An 18,335-nucleotide genomic window follows, 5' to 3' on the forward strand; every position below is an offset into this window, starting at 1 on the left:
TCAGTTTCCCGCCCGGGTGAGCTCGGCGACCTGGCTGCGCGAAAGCGAGACGCCCGCTCCCTGCATGAGCTCATCGACGTGATCGCTGGCGAAGGCGTTGACGATCGGAGCGGCGACCGTGCGCTGGGCGAGCAACCAAGCCACGGATACCGCCGCGACCGGAGCGCTCACCTCTTCGGCGACCTGATCGAGAGCGCGCAGGATCTTGATTCCCCGGCGGTTGAGGTGCCCTCGCAGCTGCTCGCCCCGCACGCCGCGCGAGGTGAGCGCCTTGCTGCGGTGGCGCCCGGAGAGGAAGCCGTGCTCGAGCGCGTGCGATGGCGTGACAGCGAGGTTCTGCGCACCCGCGACGAGCCGGAGATCACCCTCGAACGGCTGACGACGGACGAGGTTGTAAGGCGCATCGATCACCTTGATGCGCGGGTAGCCGGCCGACGCGAGGATGCGTGCCTCGACGAGCCGCTCCGGCGCGAACCCGAACGCACCGAGCGCACCGATCTTTCCGGCCTCCGTCAACCATTCGACGGTCGCCAACGTGTCTTCGAGGTTCGTGGTCGCATCGAGGGTGGCGTCGAGGTAGACGACATCGATGCGATCGACGTCGAGACGCGTCAGGGACCCCTCCACCGCGCGGACGAGATTGACCGAGCCCAGACCGGGGTTGTCGGCGTGGGCACCGATGCGCACACTCACGATGCTGCGGTCGCGCTGGCCGCGTGAACGCAGCCACTGCCCGATGATGTGCTCGCTGCGACCCCCGGAGAAGCCGTCAGCCGTGTGGATCGCGTTTCCGCCGAACTCCACGTAGCGGTCGAGGATGCCGTGGCTGGTCTCGAGGTCGACGTTCCAGCCGAACTCCGCAGCTCCCAGCATCAACGGGAACGTCTCGTAGCCGGTCTCGCCGAGAGCGGTTCGGATCGTCTCCCCTATCCCTGGCCCGACGATCGGGATGGGCGCAGAGGGATGCTCGGCGACGCCCTGCTGGGCACGTTCCTCAGACGCTCCTGCGCCTACGCTGAACAACCGCATACTCTCTCACCCCCGCGTCGATCGGTGCGTGCCGACCTGCGTACCTGCTCGATCTGCACCCCCCGGTGCGTACTTCGAGGGTAAGCGAATTCAGCGAACGTCCTGACCAATCCGGGGAACGGCGCGGAAACGCCCGATAACGATTTGGTCACACCGTGACAGCGCAGAACCCGGGCCCCTCCCTGACGGAGAGACCCGGGTTCCGTTGGAACGCTGCGCTTACTCGGCTGCAGCGTCCTCGGCGGGTGCTGCGTCAGCGGCAGGAGCGTCGTCCAGGACAGGCTCGAGCGAGAGCTTGCCGCGGTCGTCGATCTTCGTGATCTTCACGAGGATCTTCTGGCCGACCGAGAGCACGTCGTCGACGTTCTCGACCCGCTTGCCACCGGCGAGCTTGCGCACCTCGGTGACGTGCAGGAGGCCATCCTTGCCCGGGAGCAGCGAGACGAACGCACCGAAGGTGGCGATCTTCACGACGGTGCCGAGGAACTGCTCCCCGACCTCCGGGTTCGTGGGGTTGGCGATCGCGTTGACCTGGGCGCGGGCGGCCTCGGCCGAGGGGCCGTCGGTCGCGCCGATGTAGACGGTGCCGTCCTCCTCGATGGAGATCTGCGCACCGGTCTCGTCCTGGATCGCGTTGATCGTCTTGCCCTTCGGGCCGATCAGCTCGCCGATCTTGTCGACCGGGATCTGCACGCTGATGACGCGAGGCGCGGTGGGCGCCATCTCGTCCGGAGCGTCGATCGCGGCGTTCAGGACGTTGAGGATCGTCAGACGAGCCTCACGGGCCTGGGTCAGCGCGCCGGCGAGCACAGACGACGGGATGCCGTCGAGCTTCGTGTCGAGCTGGATCGCCGTGACGAACTCGCTGGTACCGGCGACCTTGAAGTCCATGTCACCGAGAGCGTCTTCCGCACCCAGGATGTCGGTCAGAGCCGCGTAGCGGGTCTCGCCGTCGACCTCGTCGGAGACGAGGCCCATCGCGATGCCGGCGACGGGGGCGCGCAGCGGCACACCCGCGTTCAGCAGCGACAGGGTCGACGCGCAGACCGAGCCCATCGAGGTGGAGCCGTTGGAGCTCAGCGCCTCGGAGACCTGACGGATCGCGTACGGGAACTCCTCGCGGCTCGGCAGCACCGGCACAAGGGCGCGCTCGGCCAGGAAGCCGTGCCCGATCTCGCGACGCTTCGGCGAACCGACACGGCCGGTCTCACCGGTCGAGTAGGGCGGGAAGTTGTAGTGGTGCATGTAGCGCTTGCTCGTCACAGGCGACAGCGAGTCGATCTGCTGCTCCATCTTGAGCATGTTCAGCGTGGTGACACCGAGGATCTGGGTCTCGCCGCGCTGGAAGATCGCGGAGCCGTGCACGCGCGGGATGACCTGCACCTCGGCGTCGAGCGGACGGATGTCCGCCAGACCACGACCGTCGATGCGGGCGCCCTCGGTGAGGATGCGTCCGCGCACGATCTTCTTCGTGACGGACTTGTACGCGGCGGAGAACTCGAGCGGCGCCGCGGCCGGGAGCGAACCCGCCTCGGTGGCCTCGATCAGCTCTGCCTTGACGCGGTCCTTGATCGCATCGTCAGCGGTCTGACGCTCGACCTTGTCCGCGATCTGGTACACGTCGCTGAGTTCGGCGAATGCGCGCTCCGAGACGAAGCTGTAGACCTCGTCGCTGTACGCGGGGAAGACCGGGTACACGCCCGGCTCCTTCGAGGCGGTCGCTGCGAGTTCAGCCTGAGCCTTGACGAGCTGCGCGATGAAGGGCTTCGAGGCCTCGAGGCCCTGGGCCACGACATCCTCGTTCGGCTTGGTGGCGCCGGCCTTGATCAGGTTCCAGCTGTGCTCGGTGGCCTCGGCCTCGACCATCATGATGGCGACGTCTTCCGTGCCATCGGCCTTGGTCACGACGCGACCGGCGACGATCAGGTCGAACACGGCCTCCGAGACCTGCTCGGCGGTCGGGAACGCGACCCACTGGTCGGCGTGCTCGCCCTGGCCGGGGATGAACGCGAGGCGCACACCGGCGACGGGACCCGAGAACGGCAGACCCGAGATCTGCGTCGACGCGGAAGCGGCGTTGATCGCGAGAGCGTCGTAGAACTCGCCCGGTGCGATCGACAGGACGGTGATGACGATCTGGACCTCGTTGCGCAGGCCGTCGACGAACGACGGACGCAGCGGGCGGTCGATCAGACGGCAGACCAGGATCGCCTCGGTGGAGGGGCGGCCCTCGCGGCGGAAGAACGAACCGGGGATCTTGCCGGCAGCGTAGGAACGCTCCTCGACATCGACCGTCAGCGGGAAGAAGTCGAAGCCCTCGCGCGGGTGCTTGCCTGCGCTGGTGGCCGAGAGGAGCATGGTCTCGCCGTCGAGGTACGCGGCGACGGCGCCCTGAGCCTGCTGCGCGAGGCGGCCGGTCTCGAAGCGGATGGTGCGGGTGCCGAAGCGGCCGTTGTCGAGAACGGCCTCGGTGGCGGTGATTTCAGGACCTTCCAAGAGGTCTCTCCTTCTTTGTTTAGACTCGCGAATCCATGTGACGCGCGAGCGTGTTCAAAGGAGCGGAACAGAGGGGTTCGGGCGCGCGGGCACTCCCGCGAATCTCGCCTGCGCTGGCCACCAGTAGAAAGCCACCCGACATCCGCCGAGGAACCCACCACAGGGGACCAGCTTCTCCGCCGATCGCTCCATGAGTCGATATGAAATTGTGCGGTTGACACACGTCAACCTCATCCACCCTACCAGCGCTGACCTCGAATCCTGCGTCTCGTCGCGCATCGCGGATCCGACATCTCGCGTCCACAGCCCGTTCACCGTGCGGACTCCGCGAAGCGACGGGCGTCCGCTGTGGTGGAGTCCATGCGCTTGTCAGTGATCGGCTGCGGCTACCTCGGTGCCGTGCACGCCGCCGCCATGGCCTCCATCGGACACGACGTGATCGGCATCGACGTCGACGCGCAGAAGATCGCGGCCCTCGCTTCCGGCACCGCACCGTTCTTCGAGCCACGGCTGCCGGAGCTGCTGGCGGATGGCCTGCGCTCGGGGCGGCTCCGATTCAGCGACCGGATGGCGGACGCCGCGGGTGCGGACGTGCACTTCCTCGCCGTCGGCACTCCGCAGATGCCGGGTGGGCATGCCGCGGATCTGCGTCACGTCGATGCGGCAGTCGACGGGCTGCTCCCCCATCTGCGCGTCGGCGACGTCGTCGCGGGCAAATCCACCGTGCCGGTCGGTACAGCCGTCGCGGTCGCCGGGCGCATCGCCGTCACGGGAGCGACGCTCGTGTGGAACCCCGAGTTCCTGCGCGAAGGCTGGGCCGTGCACGACACTCTGACCCCGGACCGCCTCGTGGTCGGCGCCGAGGCCGATGCGGCGGGTCAGCGCGCGGTCGGAGTCCTGCGAGAGGTGTACGCGCCGGCCCTCGACGCGGGGACGCCCTTCCTCGTCACGGATCTCGCGACGGCCGAGCTGGTCAAGGGCGCGGCGAACGCGTTCCTGGCCACCAAGATCTCGTTCATCAACGCGATGGCCGAGATCGCCGAGGCCTCCGGTGCCGATGTGGCCCTGCTCGCCGACGCGCTCGGGCATGACACCCGCATCGGCCGACGCTACCTCGGCGCGGGCATCGGCTTCGGCGGAGGGTGCCTTCCCAAGGACATCCGCGCGTTCGCCGCACGGGCCGAAGAGCTGGGACGCGGCGAAGCGGTCGGGTTCCTGCGCGAGGTCGACAGCATCAACCTCCGTCGCCGTGATCGGGCGGTGCAGCTCGCGGTCGACGCGCTGGGCGGGCTCGTGTTCGGCCGGCGGATCGCCGTGCTGGGCGCCGCCTTCAAACCGTTCAGCGACGACATCCGCGATTCACCGGCCCTGGACGTTGCCGTGCGACTGCGCGGGCTGGGCGCGGATGTCGTCGTGACCGACCCGGCTGCCGTCGACAACGCCGCGGCTGCGCACCCTCAGCTCGGCTACGCGCGTGACCGCGACGAGGCGCTGCGGGAGGCCGACGCCGTCGTCGTCGTCACCGAATGGGACGAGTACCGGCGCGACCTCTCGCCCGAGCACGCCGGCGCACTCGTGCGGGGACGGATCATCATCGACGGACGGAACTGTCTCGACTCCCTCTCCTGGCGTGCTGCCGGTTGGCAGTACCACGGCATGGGGCGGCGTTGAGGCACCCACGGCAGGGGCGGCACCGAACAGTCCACCGGAGCACGAGGTCAGCGGACGAAGGCCGTCCTCGCTGCGGACGAGCGACCGAGGTAGACGTAGTCGTCGTGCTTCGCGAGCCGCCCGTCGCCCGCCGCCCGCCCGTGCAGCCGACGCCAGACCCAGGGCAGCGCGTGACGGCGCCACCATACCCCCGCGCCGATGGGCTCATGCTCGTGCATCGCGGCATCGAGCACTCCCAGTGTGTCCGCATCGGGCACTCCGAGCATCTCGCCGGCGCGATAGGCGAGGAAACGGTGCCCTCGACTGCTGAGGTGCACCAGGTCTTCGCCCCAGTTCGGGCGCTCGCCCAATGAGGGATACAGGTCCGTGTCGATCAGGATCGCTCCGGTGCGAGCCGCGATACCGGTCAATGCGGTCGCGAAGGCGGAGAACCTCCTCGTGTAGAGCGATGCCGCGCGGCGCCCGGGAAGGAACGGCGTCACCAGAAGCACGTCGGCACCGATCCCCCGCAGCTGTCGCACCGCCCCCTCGAGCTCCGCGGCGAGCGCTGTGACGTCGACACGGCGCTTCACGAGGTCGTTCGCCCCGATCAGGATCGACGCGAGGTCGGGGCGCAGTTCGAGTGCTCGCGTCAGTTGCTGGCCGGTGAGGTCGCGCACGCGCTTGGACCGGACCGCCAGGTTCGCGTAGTGCAGGCCTCCTCTGGCGGCGAGCAGCAGGGCGAGGCGGTCGGCCCACCCGCGGAGGGCACCGTCGGGTGCCGGGTCGCACAGTCCTTCCGTCAGGGAGTCGCCGAGAGCGACGTAGCGGTGCCATCGACGGGCGGTGACCGGCGCGGACGGTTCCGGTCGCACGACGCGGCGGGAGCGCGCCCCGGAATCGGCCCTCTGCAGCATCCGAGCCTCGTCGAAGTGGCCGAGGAGCTGATCGCACACGCTCTCCCAGCTGCGCTCCTGCACGGCTTCGCGCCCCGCATCGCCGAACGCGCGTCGCTTGCGCGCATCTCCGGCGAGATCGGCCACGCGCATCCGCAGATCGTCGAGGTCGCCCGGCCGATAGAGCCAACCGTCGATTCCCATGCGTACGAGGTCGAGCGGGCCGCCACGCCCCGTGGCTACGACGGGAACGCCACTCGCGTGCGCTTCCTGCAGGGTCTGCCCGAAGGTCTCACTCTCGCCCGGGTGCACGAAGAGGTCGAACGACGCCATCGCCGCGGCCAACTCACCGCCGTCGAGGTGGCCGAGGAACAGGGCGTCGGGGAGCAGGCCCTGCAGCCGTGCCCTGCTGGGTCCCTCTCCGACGATCACCAGTCGCGTGCCCGGGATGTCGCGGAGCGCGGCGAGGTCTTCGACCTGCTTCTCAGGAGCGAGGCGTCCCACATAGCCGATCACGACGTCGGCGCCCCACTCGGAGCGGAGCGCATACTGGCGCCGCGCGGGCTGGAAGCGTTCGGCATCGACACCTCTCCCCCACCGCCGGACGCGATCGATGCCGAGCGCGGCGAGCTGCCCGGCCGAGTCAGCCGAAGGCGCCAGGGTCAGGGTCGCGCGCCTGTGCAAGCGGGCGATGTGAGTCTGGGCGATGCCGGTGGTCGCCGCGATCCGGTAGCGCTGGGTGTATGCGGCGACATCGGTCTGGTAGGCGGCGACGGCAGGCAGGTCGAGGCGTTCGGCTGCGAGCACCCCCCGCCATCCCAGAGCGAACGGGGAGGCGAGGTGCACGACATCGGGCTGGAAGCGCGCGAGTGAGGACGCGACCCGGCGAGCGCTCGACGTACCCACCCGCACATGACGGTACCCCGGCAGCGCGAGGCTCGGAATCGCGTCGATGCGTGCCCCGCTCACCTCGGCGGGGACGCCGACCGCAGCGGGGGCGACGACATGTGCCTCATGCCCTCGCCGCTCGAGGTGCCGCAGGATCTGCAGCACCGAGCCGGTGACGCCGTTCATGTGCGGAAGGAAGGATTCCGTGACGATCGCTACTCTCACAGCACCAGGATGACGGGACTCGGGAGCTCCATGCGCCGGAGACGCTCCCCTGCACCAGATGTTCACCGGATGCTGGAGAACGGGTCACCGGCTATCCGGTCTTTGGTTCCCGTTCACCCGTCGCGGGCACAGTGGGCGACGTGCCGACGGATCTGCTGACCGCATCGCTCGCCAGCCCGTGGAGCCTGGCGGTGATGAGTCTGCTCGTCGTCGGCGATGCCTTCTTCGTCGTCGTGCCGGGTGAGGTCGCGGTGACGGCGCTCGGCGCCGTCGCCGTGACCACGGGTTCCCCGCCGCTCTGGGCCGTGGTCATCTGCGCCGCCGTCGCCGCGGCCGTCGGAGACGCCTGCTGCTACCTCATCGGGCGTTCGGTGGGAACCGAGCGCTGGCGGTGGATGAGGATGCCCCGTGTGCAGCAGGCTCTGGTGTGGGCCCGACGCCGCTTGGACGGCGGGATGGCGACGGTGCTGTTCACCGCCCGGTTCGTGCCGTTCGCGCGCCTGGCGATCAACCTGGTCGCCGGAGCATCGCGCATCCATCCTCCCCGCTATCTCGCTCTCGTCGCCCTGGCCGCGACCGGGTGGGCGCTCTACCAGGCGGCGGTCGGTGCAGCCGTTGCGGCGATCCTTCCCGGCAGCCCCCTTGTCGCGGTGCCGGTGTCGATCGTGCTCGCGATCGGACTCGGAGCGGTGATCGACCTGTGCGTGCGCCGCACCAGAGGATGACCGGCCGGACCGGTTGCTCTAGGCTCGGGGCATGAGCACCGAAGAAGGCGCCTCCTCGTCCGAGGAGATGAAGCGCAAGTTCAAGGAAGCGCTCGAGAAGAAGAACGCGCACCACCGGCAGGGCGAGGCACACCTCGACGGCGACTCCGCCGTGCACAGTGCGAACGCCCCGCAGACCCGGCGCGAGTTCCGACGCAAGAGCGGTTGACCGCGCGGATGCGGGAGCCGGCTCGGCCGGCCTCCCGCATCCCTCACCCTCTCGTCGTGCGCGATCTCGCGTCAGGCGCGATCGGCGCGAAGCCTGGCCCGCTCCTCCTTCGCCGCCATCTCGGTGACCGCCGCCTCACGCAGCTCCTGCATGTCCGCAGCCTGCGGAGCGTCCGCGTTTCCGTGGGCGTCGACGCCGTCGAGCAGGGACTCGTCGAACGGCAGCTCGCCGCTGAGTACGCGCCGCACACGGTCGCGGTCGATCTGCTTCGTCCAGGTGCCGATCAGGAGCGTCGCCACCGCGTTGCCGGTGAAGTTCGTGAGCGCGCGGCCCTCGGACATGAACCGGTCGATGCCGACGATCACGCCGACACCGTCCACCAGATCGGGGCGGTAGGCCTGGAGACCACCGGCGAGGGTGGCGAGACCGGCACCGGTGACACCCGCTGCACCCTTGCTGGCGATGATCATGAACACCAGCAGGCCGATCTGCTCGCCGATCGTCATCGGCTGCCCCATACCGGTGGCGATGAACAGCGAGGCCATGGTCAGGTAGATGGCCGTGCCGTCGAGGTTAAACGAGTATCCGGTCGGTACGGTGATGCCGACGACAGGCTTGGAGACGCCGACGAACTCCATCTTCGCGATCAGTCGAGGCAGCGCTGACTCCGACGACGAGGTGCCGACGATGAGCAGGTACTCCCTGGCGAGGTATTTCATGAGGGTGAAGATGTTCACCCGCGTGACCGTCCACAGCAGCACTCCGAGGATCACGACGATGAACAGGATGCAGGTGATGTAGAACGCGACCATCAGCGTTCCGAGGCTCCAGATGGCGGCGACACCGGTCTTGCCCACCACCGCGGCGATGGCGCCGAAGGCTCCGAGAGGCGCAAGCCACAGGATCATGCCGAGGATGCGGAAGACCAGTTTCTGCAGTTGCTTGACAGCCTCCATGATCGGGGCACCGCGATCGCCGAGCCCCTGCAGGGCGAAGCCGACGAGCAGCGCGATGAACAGCACCTGCAGCACGCTCTCCCCCGTGAAGGCCGAGAAGAACGTCGTCGGGATGATGCCGAGGATGAACTCCTGCGTGGTCTTGGCCTCGGTCTCGACCGCATCGTAGGTCGAGGAGGCCATGTCGAGACCGGCACCGGGGTGGATGATGTTGCCGACGACGAGGCCGATCGCGAGTGCGAAGGTCGACATGATCATGAAATACAACAGCGCCAGTCCGCCGATCTTGCCGACGGTGGCCGCCTTGGCGATCGATCCCACCCCGACGACGATCGTGCAGAAGATGATCGGCGCGATCATCATCTTGATCAGAGCGACGAACCCCTTGCCCAGCGGCTCGAACGCCTGGCCGACCTCCGGCCACACGAGACCGACGACGGCGCCGAGGACGACCGCCAGCAGCACGGACACATACAGCCAGGTGTGCCGGTCCCACGATTGCTTCCCTCGCCGCCAATTGAATTTCGGCAGTGAGAATCCTGTTGTGAGCGCCATCGCGTCCTCCTCGATCATCGACGTCTTCGTCTGGTGGGCGGCTGCGTCGCCGCCGATCAGATCTCACGGTCTCCGACTTCGCGCACGGAGGCGAGTTGTGGTCGTATTGGTCACGGCACCGGAGCATCGACGATCGGAGGAAGCGATGGCGCATACCTCCCGCGCACGCAGCGCCGCATCCCGAGTCTTCGCGGTGCTGCTCGTCGCGGCCGTCGTGATCGGCGCGCTGGTGGCCGTCTACCTGGTGGTCGAGGCGCAGCGGTCGATCCGCGCCGAGGCCGAACGGGTGACGGCGGCCACCGCCGCCGCGTTCGCCTCCTCGCCCCTGGTGGTCGACGGCCTGCGCGGGGATGATCCAGGCTCCGCGACCCCGGTGCTCGAGCCCTATTCGCTCGCGGTGATCGCCAGTGCAGGACTCGACTTCATCACGGTCATGACGCCGGACGGCACGCGGATCACGCACCCCGACACCGACCAGATCGGCGGACACTACCTGGGAACGATCCCGTCGTCGCCCATTCCACTCACCGAGGAGTTCACCGGCACTCTCGGCCCTTCGGTGCGCACCATCGCGCCGGTGACGACGACGGACGGCGCGCTGATCGGCTGGGTCTCGGCCGGCGTGACGACAGAGTCGATCACCGACACCCTGATCCGCCGCCTGCCTCTCACCCTCGGCATCACGATCGGCCTCGTCGCCCTCGGTGCCAGCGGTGCCGTGATCGCCCGACGCGTGACCCGCCGCATCGCGGGCGATCTGCCGCCCGGTCAGGTGCGCGACGCGGTCTCTTCCTACGAATCGATCCGCACTCTGGGCGAAGCCCTGCGCGCGCAGACCCACGAGCACGGGAATCGGATGCACGCCGCCGTCGCTCTGCTCGAACTCGGGCGCCGGGACGAGGCGATCGAGATCCTCACCGAGACTTCTCGACAGAGCCAGTCGCTCGTCGACCAGGTGACCGCACGACGACACGGGGATCCCGCCGTGGGTGCTCTCCTTCTCGGCAAAGCCTCCCAGGCCAAGGAACGCGGCATCGATTGGCGGGTGCGCATCGAACCCGACACACCTCGCACACCGCTGTCCCCGGTGGACGCCGTCTCGGTGCTCGGCAATCTCGTGGACAACGCCATGGACGCGGCCGCTGAGTCCGACGACCGCTGGGTTCAGGTCTCGCTCCGCCCGCACGGTGCCGGGATCATGCTCGAGGTCTCGGACAGCGGCCCCGGCATCCCGCCTTCCCTGCGGGAGCGTATCTTCGACCAGGGCTACTCCACGAAGCCCGCCGACGCGCAGGGTCGCGGCGTCGGGCTCGCGCTCGTCCATTCCGTGGTCACCGGCGCCGGCGGTTCCGTGACCGTGAGCGACGATCCGACGACGTTCCGGGTCGTCCTCCCCGCAGCAGGGCCACGGAGGTCTCCGGCATGATCCGCACACTCATCGTCGATGACGATGCTCTGACCCTCGAACTGCATCGCGACTACATGGCCCGCCTCGACGGGTTCGTCGTCGCCGGCGAGTGCACGGGGGCTCGAGCCGCCATGAGGGCCGTGCTCGAGCGCCCCGATGCTTTCGACCTGGTTCTGCTCGACATCACGATGCCGGACGGCTCCGGCATCGACGTGCTCCGCACGCTTCGCGGGCGATCCGCGGCCGTGGATGTGATCGCCATCACCGGCGTCCGCGACGCCGACGCCGTTCGACAGATGGCCGCACTCGGTGTCTTCCAGTATCTGATCAAGCCGTTCCCCTTCGCGGTGTTCCGCGAGCGGATGGAGCAGTACCGTGCGCACCGTGAACAGGCGCGGAGCACCGAGGGCGAAGCGACGCAGGCGGAAATCGACGCCCTGCTCGGGCGCTCCACCGCGACGATCCCCCTCCCCAAGGGGCTCTCGGCGGCCTCGCTCGACAGGGTCACCGCCGAGTTGCGCACCGACGGGCCGCTCTCGGCGAGCGAGGCCGCCGAGCGTCTCGGCATGTCGCGGGTCGCCGTGCGTCGCTACCTGGAGCACCTGGTCGCCGAAGGCGTGCTCACGCGGTCTGCGCGATACGGGACCCGCGGACGGCCGGAGACCGAGTACGACTGGAAGAGGCGACCCGGCCCGGGGACCTGACCGTCAGCGCGGCAGCCGTCCGTCGTGCAGCACCGCGTGCGGATCGAAGCGCGCACGCAGATCACGAAGCCGGGCGATCTCGTCGTCGGACCCGCAGCGCTCGAGGGTCTGTTCCGGTTCGAGGAAGGTCGCCACGGTCTGCGATGCCTCGTTCGGTCCCAGCAGCTCTCGGAAGGCCTCGAGACTCATCTCTCCCGGTTCTGCGGGCACTCCCGGGATCACCGGCACGAGCGCGTGCAACAGCCAGCCCACGGATTCGAGCGAGGCGAAGCCCTCACGCCGCGGTGCATCGAGAGCACCGCCGAGCATACGGATGTCGATGCCCATGATCGGCCACTGCTCCGGCAGCTCCCGGAATTCGAGGAGGGCGTCGATGGTCGCATCGTCGAGCACGCTGAGCGCCATCGATGCCCCACGCCCCGGCGTGGGATCCGTCGGCTCGTTCGAGGCGGCCGCGAGTGCCGCCGGCGACGTCGGCCCGGTGAACTCCCTGCGCACCGTCCCTGCCCGCCGTATGGTGTCGATCAGCTCCTCCTGCGGCCCGTCGGCCGACAGCGCCTGGACCGTGAGGAAGCTCCTTCCCCTGATCTCCTCCGGAAGCTGCGGGGAGTCCGGCATGCGCATCGAGTTGAGGAAGACGTTGAGCGTCGACGGAGCCGAGGCTGCGAGGTCGCGGACGGCACGGACCACCGCTGGGGCATCAGCGACGTCGAAGGTGAGGTTCGCCCCCCAGACGGCGGGTGCCCGCACCAGATCGATCTCGGTCGCGGTCACGATCCCGACGAGGCCGCCGGCGCCCCGCAGCGCCCACATGAGGTCGGCATCGGTGTCGTCGTCGACGCGCTCGTGCGTGCCGTCGGTGCGCAGCACCCACGCCGCGCGCAGGTTGTCGGACCCGAGACCCGCCGTACGGCTGAACCACGAGTGTCCGCCGCCCAGTGTGTACCCCGCGACGCTCACCACGGGACTGGTTCCGGCAGGAGCGACCCACCCCGTGCCTTCGAGTGCCTCGACGACAGCTCCCCAGCGCACGCCGGTACCCACTCTGACGATGCCGCTTTCGAGGTCGACCTCCAGATCGTCGAAAGCACCCATGCGCACGAGCACGGTGCCGGCCAGGGATCCGGAGGCGCCATGACCACTCGGCTGGATCGCGAGCGGCGTGCCGGACTCGCGTGCCGCACTCAGCAGTGCACGGAGGTCGTCGACGTCGGCAGGTATCGCCACCGCATCCGGCCGCTGCTCGATCGCGAGATTCCACGGCTGTCGCGCTGCATCGTAAGCGTCGTCTTCGGGGAGGAGGAAGGTGCCGGTGAGTCGTTCCTGGAGCGCGACGAGCGCGGGGTGTGTGGGCATGACGCCACCGTACGATATCCCTCGGACATCGTCGATGGCATCATGCGCCGCTCACTCGCCCGCGAGACCGCCGAGCATGTGGCCGAAGGAACGCCCCTCTCCCAGGTACGTCGCCGGATCGTACGGGTCGGCGACGGCGGCCGCCTCGCGTCGGGCGATCGCCTCCGCCAACTCCCTGGCCCCCTTCTCGACGCGCTTGGCGAGCGGCGCGACGTCGTCTCCCGCCCCACCCCAGTCGCTCGATGCCGCGAACACCCCGGTCGAGACGGGCTCCGCATGCAGATAGGCGAAGAGCGGGCGGATCGCGTAGTCGATCGCCAGCGAATGCCGCGCGGTGCCGGCGTTCGCACCGATCAGCACAGGCGTGCCGGTGAGGGCATCCGGGTCGAGCACGTCGATGAAGGACTTGAACAACCCCGAGTAGCTCGTCGAGAAGATCGGTGTCACCGCGATCAGCGCGTCGGCGGAGACCACCGTGTTGATCGCCGTCTCCAGGGCCGGCGGCGCGAACCCGGTGAGCAGGTTGTTCGTGATGTCGTGCGCATAGTCCCGCAGCTCGATCACGTCGACGCTCGCTTCGATGTCGTGCTCGGCGAGGGCTTTCACGGTCTCGGCCGCGAGTCGGTCCGCGAGCATCCGCGTGGACGACGGGTTCGACAGGCCGGCGGAGACCACGGCGATACGACGCACGGCCATGTCACGCCTCCGTGCGGCCGAGCCCGAAGGCTGCGCCTGCGGGGGCCGGGCTGTCCTGGTAGGGCGAATCGCCTGTCAGGTTGTCACCGCGGTTGGCACCGGGGCGCGCCTGACGGGTCGGACCGTCGCCGAACTCGGCCCTGACGCGTGCCGCGTGGGTCGGCGCGTCGGGCACGGCGGCGGGGCGGTCTTTCGCGAGCTCCTTGCGGAGCACCGGCACGACCTCGGAACCGAGGATGTCGAGCTGCTCCAGCACCGTCTTGAGCGGCAGACCCGCGTGATCGATCAGGAAGAGTTGCCGCTGGTAGTCACCGTAGTGCTCGCGCATCGCGGCGTACCGGTCGATCACCTGCTGCGGGGAACCCACCGTCAGCGGAGTCATCTCGGTGAAGTCCTCCATGCTCGGACCGTGACCGTAGACGGGCGCGTTGTCGAAGTACGGACGGAACTGGTCCACCGCGTCCTGCGACTTCGCGGCCATGAACACCTGTCCGCCCAGACCGACGATCGCCTGTTCCCGTGTGCCGTGGCCGTAGTGCTCGAAGCGCTGGCGGTACAGCTCGATGAGGCGCTGGTAGTGCTCCTTGGGCCAGAAGATGTTGTTCGCGAAGAAGCCGTCACCGTAGTACGCGGCCTGTTCGGCGATCTCCGGGGTGCGGATGGATCCGTGCCATACGAACGGCGCGATCCCGTCGAGGGGGCGCGGAGTCGACGTGAAGCCCTGCAGCGGCGTGCGGAACTTGCCCTCCCAGTCGACGACGTCCTCACGCCACAGCTTGTGCAGCAGGGCGTAGTTCTCGATCGCGAGCGGGAGTCCCTGACGGATGTCCTGACCGAACCAGGGATACACCGGACCGGTGTTGCCACGACCGAGCATGAGGTCCATGCGGCCGTCCGAGACATGCTGCAGCATCGCGTACTCCTCGGCGATGCGCACGGGATCGTTCGTGGTGATGAGCGTCGTCGACGTGGAGACGATCAGGCGCTCGGTCTGCGCAGCAAGCGCCGCGAGGAAGGTCGTGGGGCTGGAGGACCAGAACGGCGGGTTGTGGTGCTCACCGATCGCGAAGACGTCGAGTCCGACCTCTTCGGCGTGTACGGCGATCGCCGTGGTCGCCTTGATGCGCTCCTGCTCACTGGGGGTGATCCCGGTGGTGGGATCGCGGGTGATGTCGCTGACCGACATGATGCCGAACTGCATCGCCTGCGCGCCTGACTGCTCGCTCATGATTGCTCCGTGTCTCCGAACCGGACGACTCGCATCCCGTTCTATTCATTTGAATGTATCTGTGTCAACGCGCTCACTTCAACTTTATTCCCGGCCTGTAGCCTCGAACGATGAGCAGTGCCGGCGCCGACATCTCAGGGCCCACCACAGGATCGGTTCCCCGCAGGCGGAGACGTGTGCCGTTCTGGGACAACGCGCGCTACGTCTGCATCGTGCTCGTCGTGCTCGGTCACGCGATCCAGCGCCTGACGTACGACTCCGACATCGCCTTCGCGTTCTACCTCGCGTTGTACGCGTTCCATATGCCGGCGTTCGCCATCATCTCCGGCTACTTCTCGAAGTCCGGCTCGCCCTCCAAGACGCAGATGGCCAGGGTGGTCACGGACATCCTGCTCCCCTACGTCATCTTCGAGACGCTGTGGACACTCACCAAATGGCTGGTCGAGGGCCAGGTCGATCCGAACATCACGAAACCGAGCTGGACGCTGTGGTTCCTCCTCGCGCTCGGGATCTTCCGACTCGTGCTCCCGTACCTCGCACTGCTTCGGTGGCCACTGCTGTGGACCGTGATCATCTCGGTCGGCGTGGGATACCTGCCGAACGTCGACAGCACGTTCTCGCTGTCCCGCACCCTGGGGCTCCTTCCCTTCTTCACGCTGGGCTGGTGGCTGCGCGAGCACGACATCGTCGACAGGTTCCGCCTCCTCGACTTCCGCCCCTGGTGGATCCGGGGCGGCGCCGTCGCGATCTTCGCTCTGGCCGGCTTTGCGGCCTGGAACTGGCTTCCGCTGTGGCAGGCGTCCGACCTGCGGCACTGGCTCTTCTACGAGGACTCCTATGCCGACCTGGGCGGGGAGCAGTGGTGGGCCGGCGGGGTGCGGATACTCCTGATGTTGCTCGCCGTCGTGCTCAGCGCCGCCTTCTTCGCCCTCATCCCACGGGGCGCCCACTGGTGGACGGCATTCGGCCAGTACACGATGTACGTGTTCCTCCTGCATTCGTTCGTGCTGTACCCCTTCCGCGAGAGCGGAATCCTGCAGAGCCTCGAGCCGACCTGGATCTGGCTCCCCCTCGTCACCGTGGCGTCAGTGCTGATCGCCCTCGCGCTGGCGACGAAGCCGGTCAGGTGGGTCTTCCGCCCGCTGGTGGAACCCCGCCCAGGGTGGCTCTTCGCCGACCCGGCGCTGGCCTCCAAGGAGGGGCGCCGGAACGACCCGACGGGCTCGCGGCGCCCGCGCCAGACCGGACGATAACCTCGAAGGTGTGAGCCGCGCACAGACCGTTCGAGACCGCATCGTCGAACGTATCGAGGAGACGGGGTTCGGCGCTCACGGGCTGCACGTCCGCGTCGCCACCGAGACCGCCGACCACCGCTGGACCGACGACGTGCGGGAGGACGTGCACTCCGTCGCGAAAGGCGTCTGCGTTCTGGCTGCGGGACTGGCCACCGACGAGGGTGCGGTGTCGCTCGACATGCCCGTCGGCAGGTACCTCCCCGACTTCGAGCTGGGAGCTGGCGTCGAGGACGTCACGCTGCGGCACCTGCTTTCGATGACCAGCGGGATCGATCTGCCCTGGTCGGAGACTCTGATGACGGACTGGCCGGACCTCGCCCGCGAGTTCCTGCGACGCCCGTCGGGCGGACGGTCGTTCCAGTACTCGAACGCGAGCACGTACACCGCGATGACGGCGCTGGCCGCGCTAGTCGGAGACATCGGCGACTATCTCGTCCCCCGTCTCTTCGACCCGCTCGGCATCATCGACGTGGAGTGGGAGCGCAGCCCTCAGGGTCGCATCGTCGCCGGAGGCGGGCTCTCTCTGCGCACCGAAGAGCTCTCCCGTCTCGGACTCCTGATCAGAGATCGCGGGGTGTGGGAGGGCCGACAGCTGATCGCCCCAGGATGGATCGACGCGATGCACACGGAATGGCGGGTCGCCGGCGAGAGCGCGGACTACGATCGCTACGCCCTTGCAGGATGGGGCGGGCCGGGGCCGGCGTGGAGACTTCACGGCGCCTACGGCCAGCTGCTCATCTTCCTCGACGACGCGGTGGTCACGATCACGGCAGACGATCACTTCGGCGCCGATGCCATCGCCGCGTTCGCGGTGGAGGCGCTCACGAGCACACACGAGCCGTGACCGCTCAGGCGAACAGCCCGGCCCCCACGAAGGACCCCGGCTTCACCCCCGCCGGCACCGCCCAGATGCCCGAACCGACGTGGCGGATGTACTCGTTCATGAGATCTGTCGACAACCGACGCTGCAGCGAGATGAACTGTGCAGGATCGCGCTGGTACGACAGGAAGAAGAGCCCGGCATCGAGGCGTCCGAGCGTGTTGTTCCCATCGACGTAGTTGTAGCCGCGGCGGAGGATGCGGATGCCGTCGTTCTTCTCCGGATGCGCGAGACTCACGTGGCTGTTCGCGTCGATCGCCTTGCTGTGGAAGTCCGGTGCCGTGAACTCGTCTCCGCCGGAGAGCGGTGCACCCTCGCCCTTGTCCCGACCGATGATGGTGTCCTGCTCCGACAGGCGCACGCGGTCCCAGGTCTCGATGAGCATCGCGATCTTCCTGGCCACGAGGTAGGACCCGCCGGCCAGCCACGCCGGGTCGTCCTTCTCCGATACCCAGACGTGATCGCCGAGCGCCTCGGTGTCATCGGCCAGGATGTTCGCGGTGCCGTCCTTGAACCCGAAGAGATTGCGCGGCGTCGCCTGCGTCGCCGTCGTGCGCGACGTCTTGCCGAATCCCAGCTGCGACCAGCGCAGCCGAGCCCGGCCGAAGGCGATGCGGCTGAGGTTGCGGATCGCATGCACCGCCACCTGCGGGTCGTCGGCGCAGGCTTGGATGCACAGGTCGCCGTGAGAGGTCTGCGGATCGAGATCGTCACCGAGGAACGCCGGGAGCCGTTCCAGCCCCGGGGGGCGCCGCGCGGCGATCCCGTAGCGGTCGCCGTCCTCGTTCTCGAAGAGCCCCGGCCCGAAGCCGAACGTGATCGTGAGCCCGGCGGCGGGAAGCCCCAGCGCCTCCCCCGTGTCGTCCGGCGGCGCTTCGGCCGGCCCACCGACCGCACCCGTCGCACTGACTTCGAGGCCCTGCGCCATGCGGGAGGCCGCGTACGACCAGTCCTGCAGCAACGAGATGAGGTCGTCGCGATCCGTGCGCGGCATCATGTCGAAGCTGGCGAAATGCAGATGGTCCTGCACCGGAGTGGTGATGCCTGCCTGGTGATCGCCGAAGAACGCGTATGCGGAATGCGCGTCCTCCGCCGCACGCGCCCGCCCGAGCGCGACGCCGCCGGCGAGACCCGCACCGG

15 protein-coding genes are annotated in these 18,335 nt (G+C 68.5%); 7 read left to right on the plus strand and 8 right to left on the minus strand.

What is annotated here, in order from left to right:
• Positions 1–1,029, minus strand: a complete 1,029-nt coding sequence (locus B2869_RS12650; protein ID WP_029265534.1) for an aldo/keto reductase — start codon at positions 1,027–1,029, stop codon at positions 1–3.
• Positions 1,030–1,248: 219 nt separating this feature from the next.
• Positions 1,249–3,525: a polyribonucleotide nucleotidyltransferase gene (locus tag B2869_RS12655; protein ID WP_021198619.1), complete on the minus strand. Its 2,277-nt coding sequence runs from the start codon at positions 3,523–3,525 to the stop codon at positions 1,249–1,251.
• A 360-nt stretch (positions 3,526–3,885) separates the two neighbouring features.
• Here B2869_RS12655 and B2869_RS12660 point away from each other — a divergent pair, with 360 nt between their 5' ends.
• Positions 3,886–5,196 carry a UDP-glucose dehydrogenase family protein gene (locus tag B2869_RS12660; protein ID WP_292767124.1) on the plus strand — a complete coding sequence of 437 codons (1,311 nt, stop codon included), beginning with the start codon at positions 3,886–3,888 and terminating at the stop codon, positions 5,194–5,196.
• A 47-nt stretch (positions 5,197–5,243) separates the two neighbouring features.
• Here the strand turns inward: B2869_RS12660 and B2869_RS12665 are convergent, their stop codons facing one another.
• Positions 5,244–7,184 (minus strand): GDSL-type esterase/lipase family protein, encoded by a 1,941-nt coding sequence (locus tag B2869_RS12665; RefSeq protein WP_292767127.1) that lies wholly within the window; start codon positions 7,182–7,184, stop codon positions 5,244–5,246.
• A 140-nt stretch (positions 7,185–7,324) separates the two neighbouring features.
• On the opposite strand from B2869_RS12665, the gene B2869_RS12670 reads away from it, so the two are divergent.
• Together B2869_RS12670 and B2869_RS12675 are read left to right on the plus strand one after the other, a co-directional pair.
• Positions 7,325–7,909, plus strand: a complete 585-nt coding sequence (locus B2869_RS12670) for a DedA family protein (protein ID WP_292767130.1) — start codon at positions 7,325–7,327, stop codon at positions 7,907–7,909.
• A gap of 31 nt (positions 7,910–7,940) precedes the next feature.
• Entirely contained in the window at positions 7,941–8,117 is a 177-nt protein-coding gene (locus B2869_RS12675; protein WP_017830923.1) for a DUF5302 domain-containing protein, read from the plus strand.
• 71 nt (positions 8,118–8,188) lie between these two features.
• Here B2869_RS12675 and B2869_RS12680 read toward each other — a convergent pair whose 3' ends face one another.
• Positions 8,189–9,628, minus strand: coding sequence for a cation:dicarboxylate symporter family transporter (locus B2869_RS12680; protein ID WP_292767135.1), 1,440 nt, complete (start codon positions 9,626–9,628; stop codon positions 8,189–8,191).
• 145 nt (positions 9,629–9,773) lie between these two features.
• Here B2869_RS12680 and B2869_RS12685 point away from each other — a divergent pair, with 145 nt between their 5' ends.
• Positions 9,774–11,054, plus strand: a complete 1,281-nt coding sequence (locus tag B2869_RS12685) for a sensor histidine kinase (RefSeq protein WP_292767139.1) — start codon at positions 9,774–9,776, stop codon at positions 11,052–11,054.
• A complete protein-coding gene (locus tag B2869_RS12690) occupies positions 11,051–11,740 on the plus strand; it encodes a response regulator (RefSeq protein WP_136023728.1) in 690 nt (229 codons plus the stop codon). Before B2869_RS12685 ends, B2869_RS12690 begins: the two co-directional genes overlap by 4 nt.
• A 3-nt stretch (positions 11,741–11,743) precedes the next feature.
• On the opposite strand, the gene B2869_RS12695 is transcribed toward B2869_RS12690, so the two are convergent.
• The 3 genes from B2869_RS12695 to B2869_RS12705 are packed head-to-tail and all read right to left on the minus strand — an operon-like array spanning position 11,744 to position 15,020.
• A complete protein-coding gene (locus tag B2869_RS12695; protein WP_292767144.1) occupies positions 11,744–13,096 on the minus strand; it encodes an FAD-binding oxidoreductase in 1,353 nt (450 codons plus the stop codon).
• 51 nt (positions 13,097–13,147) lie between these two features.
• The gene (locus B2869_RS12700; RefSeq protein WP_292767147.1) at positions 13,148–13,792 is read right to left on the minus strand and encodes an FMN reductase; all 645 of its coding nucleotides are present in this window, start codon (positions 13,790–13,792) and stop codon (positions 13,148–13,150) included.
• A 1-nt stretch (position 13,793) separates the two neighbouring features.
• Positions 13,794–15,020, minus strand: a complete 1,227-nt coding sequence (locus B2869_RS12705) for an LLM class flavin-dependent oxidoreductase (protein WP_029265542.1) — start codon at positions 15,018–15,020, stop codon at positions 13,794–13,796.
• Between the two features lie 110 nt (positions 15,021–15,130).
• Here B2869_RS12705 and B2869_RS12710 point away from each other — a divergent pair, with 110 nt between their 5' ends.
• Both B2869_RS12710 and B2869_RS12715 read left to right on the plus strand, forming a co-directional pair.
• On the plus strand, positions 15,131–16,273 hold the full coding sequence (locus tag B2869_RS12710; RefSeq protein ID WP_292767151.1) for an acyltransferase family protein: 1,143 nt from the start codon (positions 15,131–15,133) through the stop codon (positions 16,271–16,273).
• A 10-nt stretch (positions 16,274–16,283) separates the two neighbouring features.
• Positions 16,284–17,159, plus strand: coding sequence for a serine hydrolase domain-containing protein (locus B2869_RS12715; protein ID WP_292767154.1), 876 nt, complete (start codon positions 16,284–16,286; stop codon positions 17,157–17,159).
• A 4-nt stretch (positions 17,160–17,163) separates the two neighbouring features.
• Here the strand turns inward: B2869_RS12715 and efeB are convergent.
• Positions 17,164–18,335: iron uptake transporter deferrochelatase/peroxidase subunit (gene efeB, locus B2869_RS12720; protein WP_292767157.1), on the minus strand; the 1,172-nt coding region annotated here is incomplete at its 5' end.

It is taken from the genome of Microbacterium sp. UBA3486 (assembly GCF_002377845.1).
GTDB lineage: Bacteria > Actinomycetota > Actinomycetes > Actinomycetales > Microbacteriaceae > Microbacterium > Microbacterium maritypicum_A.

What these genes read in the sequence shown, in the direction of transcription:
- B2869_RS12710 (WP_292767151.1), top strand. Translation starts at nt 15,131, where the DNA reads ATGAGCAGTGCCGGCGCCGACATCTCAGGGCCCACCACAGGATCGGTT.
- B2869_RS12690 (WP_136023728.1), top strand. Translation starts at nt 11,051, where the DNA reads ATGATCCGCACACTCATCGTCGATGACGATGCTCTGACCCTCGAACTG.
- B2869_RS12675 (WP_017830923.1), top strand. Translation starts at nt 7,941, where the DNA reads ATGAGCACCGAAGAAGGCGCCTCCTCGTCCGAGGAGATGAAGCGCAAG.
- B2869_RS12650 (WP_029265534.1), bottom strand. Translation starts at nt 1,029, where the DNA reads ATGCGGTTGTTCAGCGTAGGCGCAGGAGCGTCTGAGGAACGTGCCCAG.
- B2869_RS12700 (WP_292767147.1), bottom strand. Translation starts at nt 13,792, where the DNA reads ATGGCCGTGCGTCGTATCGCCGTGGTCTCCGCCGGCCTGTCGAACCCG.
- B2869_RS12685 (WP_292767139.1), top strand. Translation starts at nt 9,774, where the DNA reads ATGGCGCATACCTCCCGCGCACGCAGCGCCGCATCCCGAGTCTTCGCG.
- B2869_RS12660 (WP_292767124.1), top strand. Translation starts at nt 3,886, where the DNA reads ATGCGCTTGTCAGTGATCGGCTGCGGCTACCTCGGTGCCGTGCACGCC.
- B2869_RS12680 (WP_292767135.1), bottom strand. Translation starts at nt 9,628, where the DNA reads ATGGCGCTCACAACAGGATTCTCACTGCCGAAATTCAATTGGCGGCGA.
- B2869_RS12695 (WP_292767144.1), bottom strand. Translation starts at nt 13,096, where the DNA reads ATGCCCACACACCCCGCGCTCGTCGCGCTCCAGGAACGACTCACCGGC.
- B2869_RS12705 (WP_029265542.1), bottom strand. Translation starts at nt 15,020, where the DNA reads ATGAGCGAGCAGTCAGGCGCGCAGGCGATGCAGTTCGGCATCATGTCG.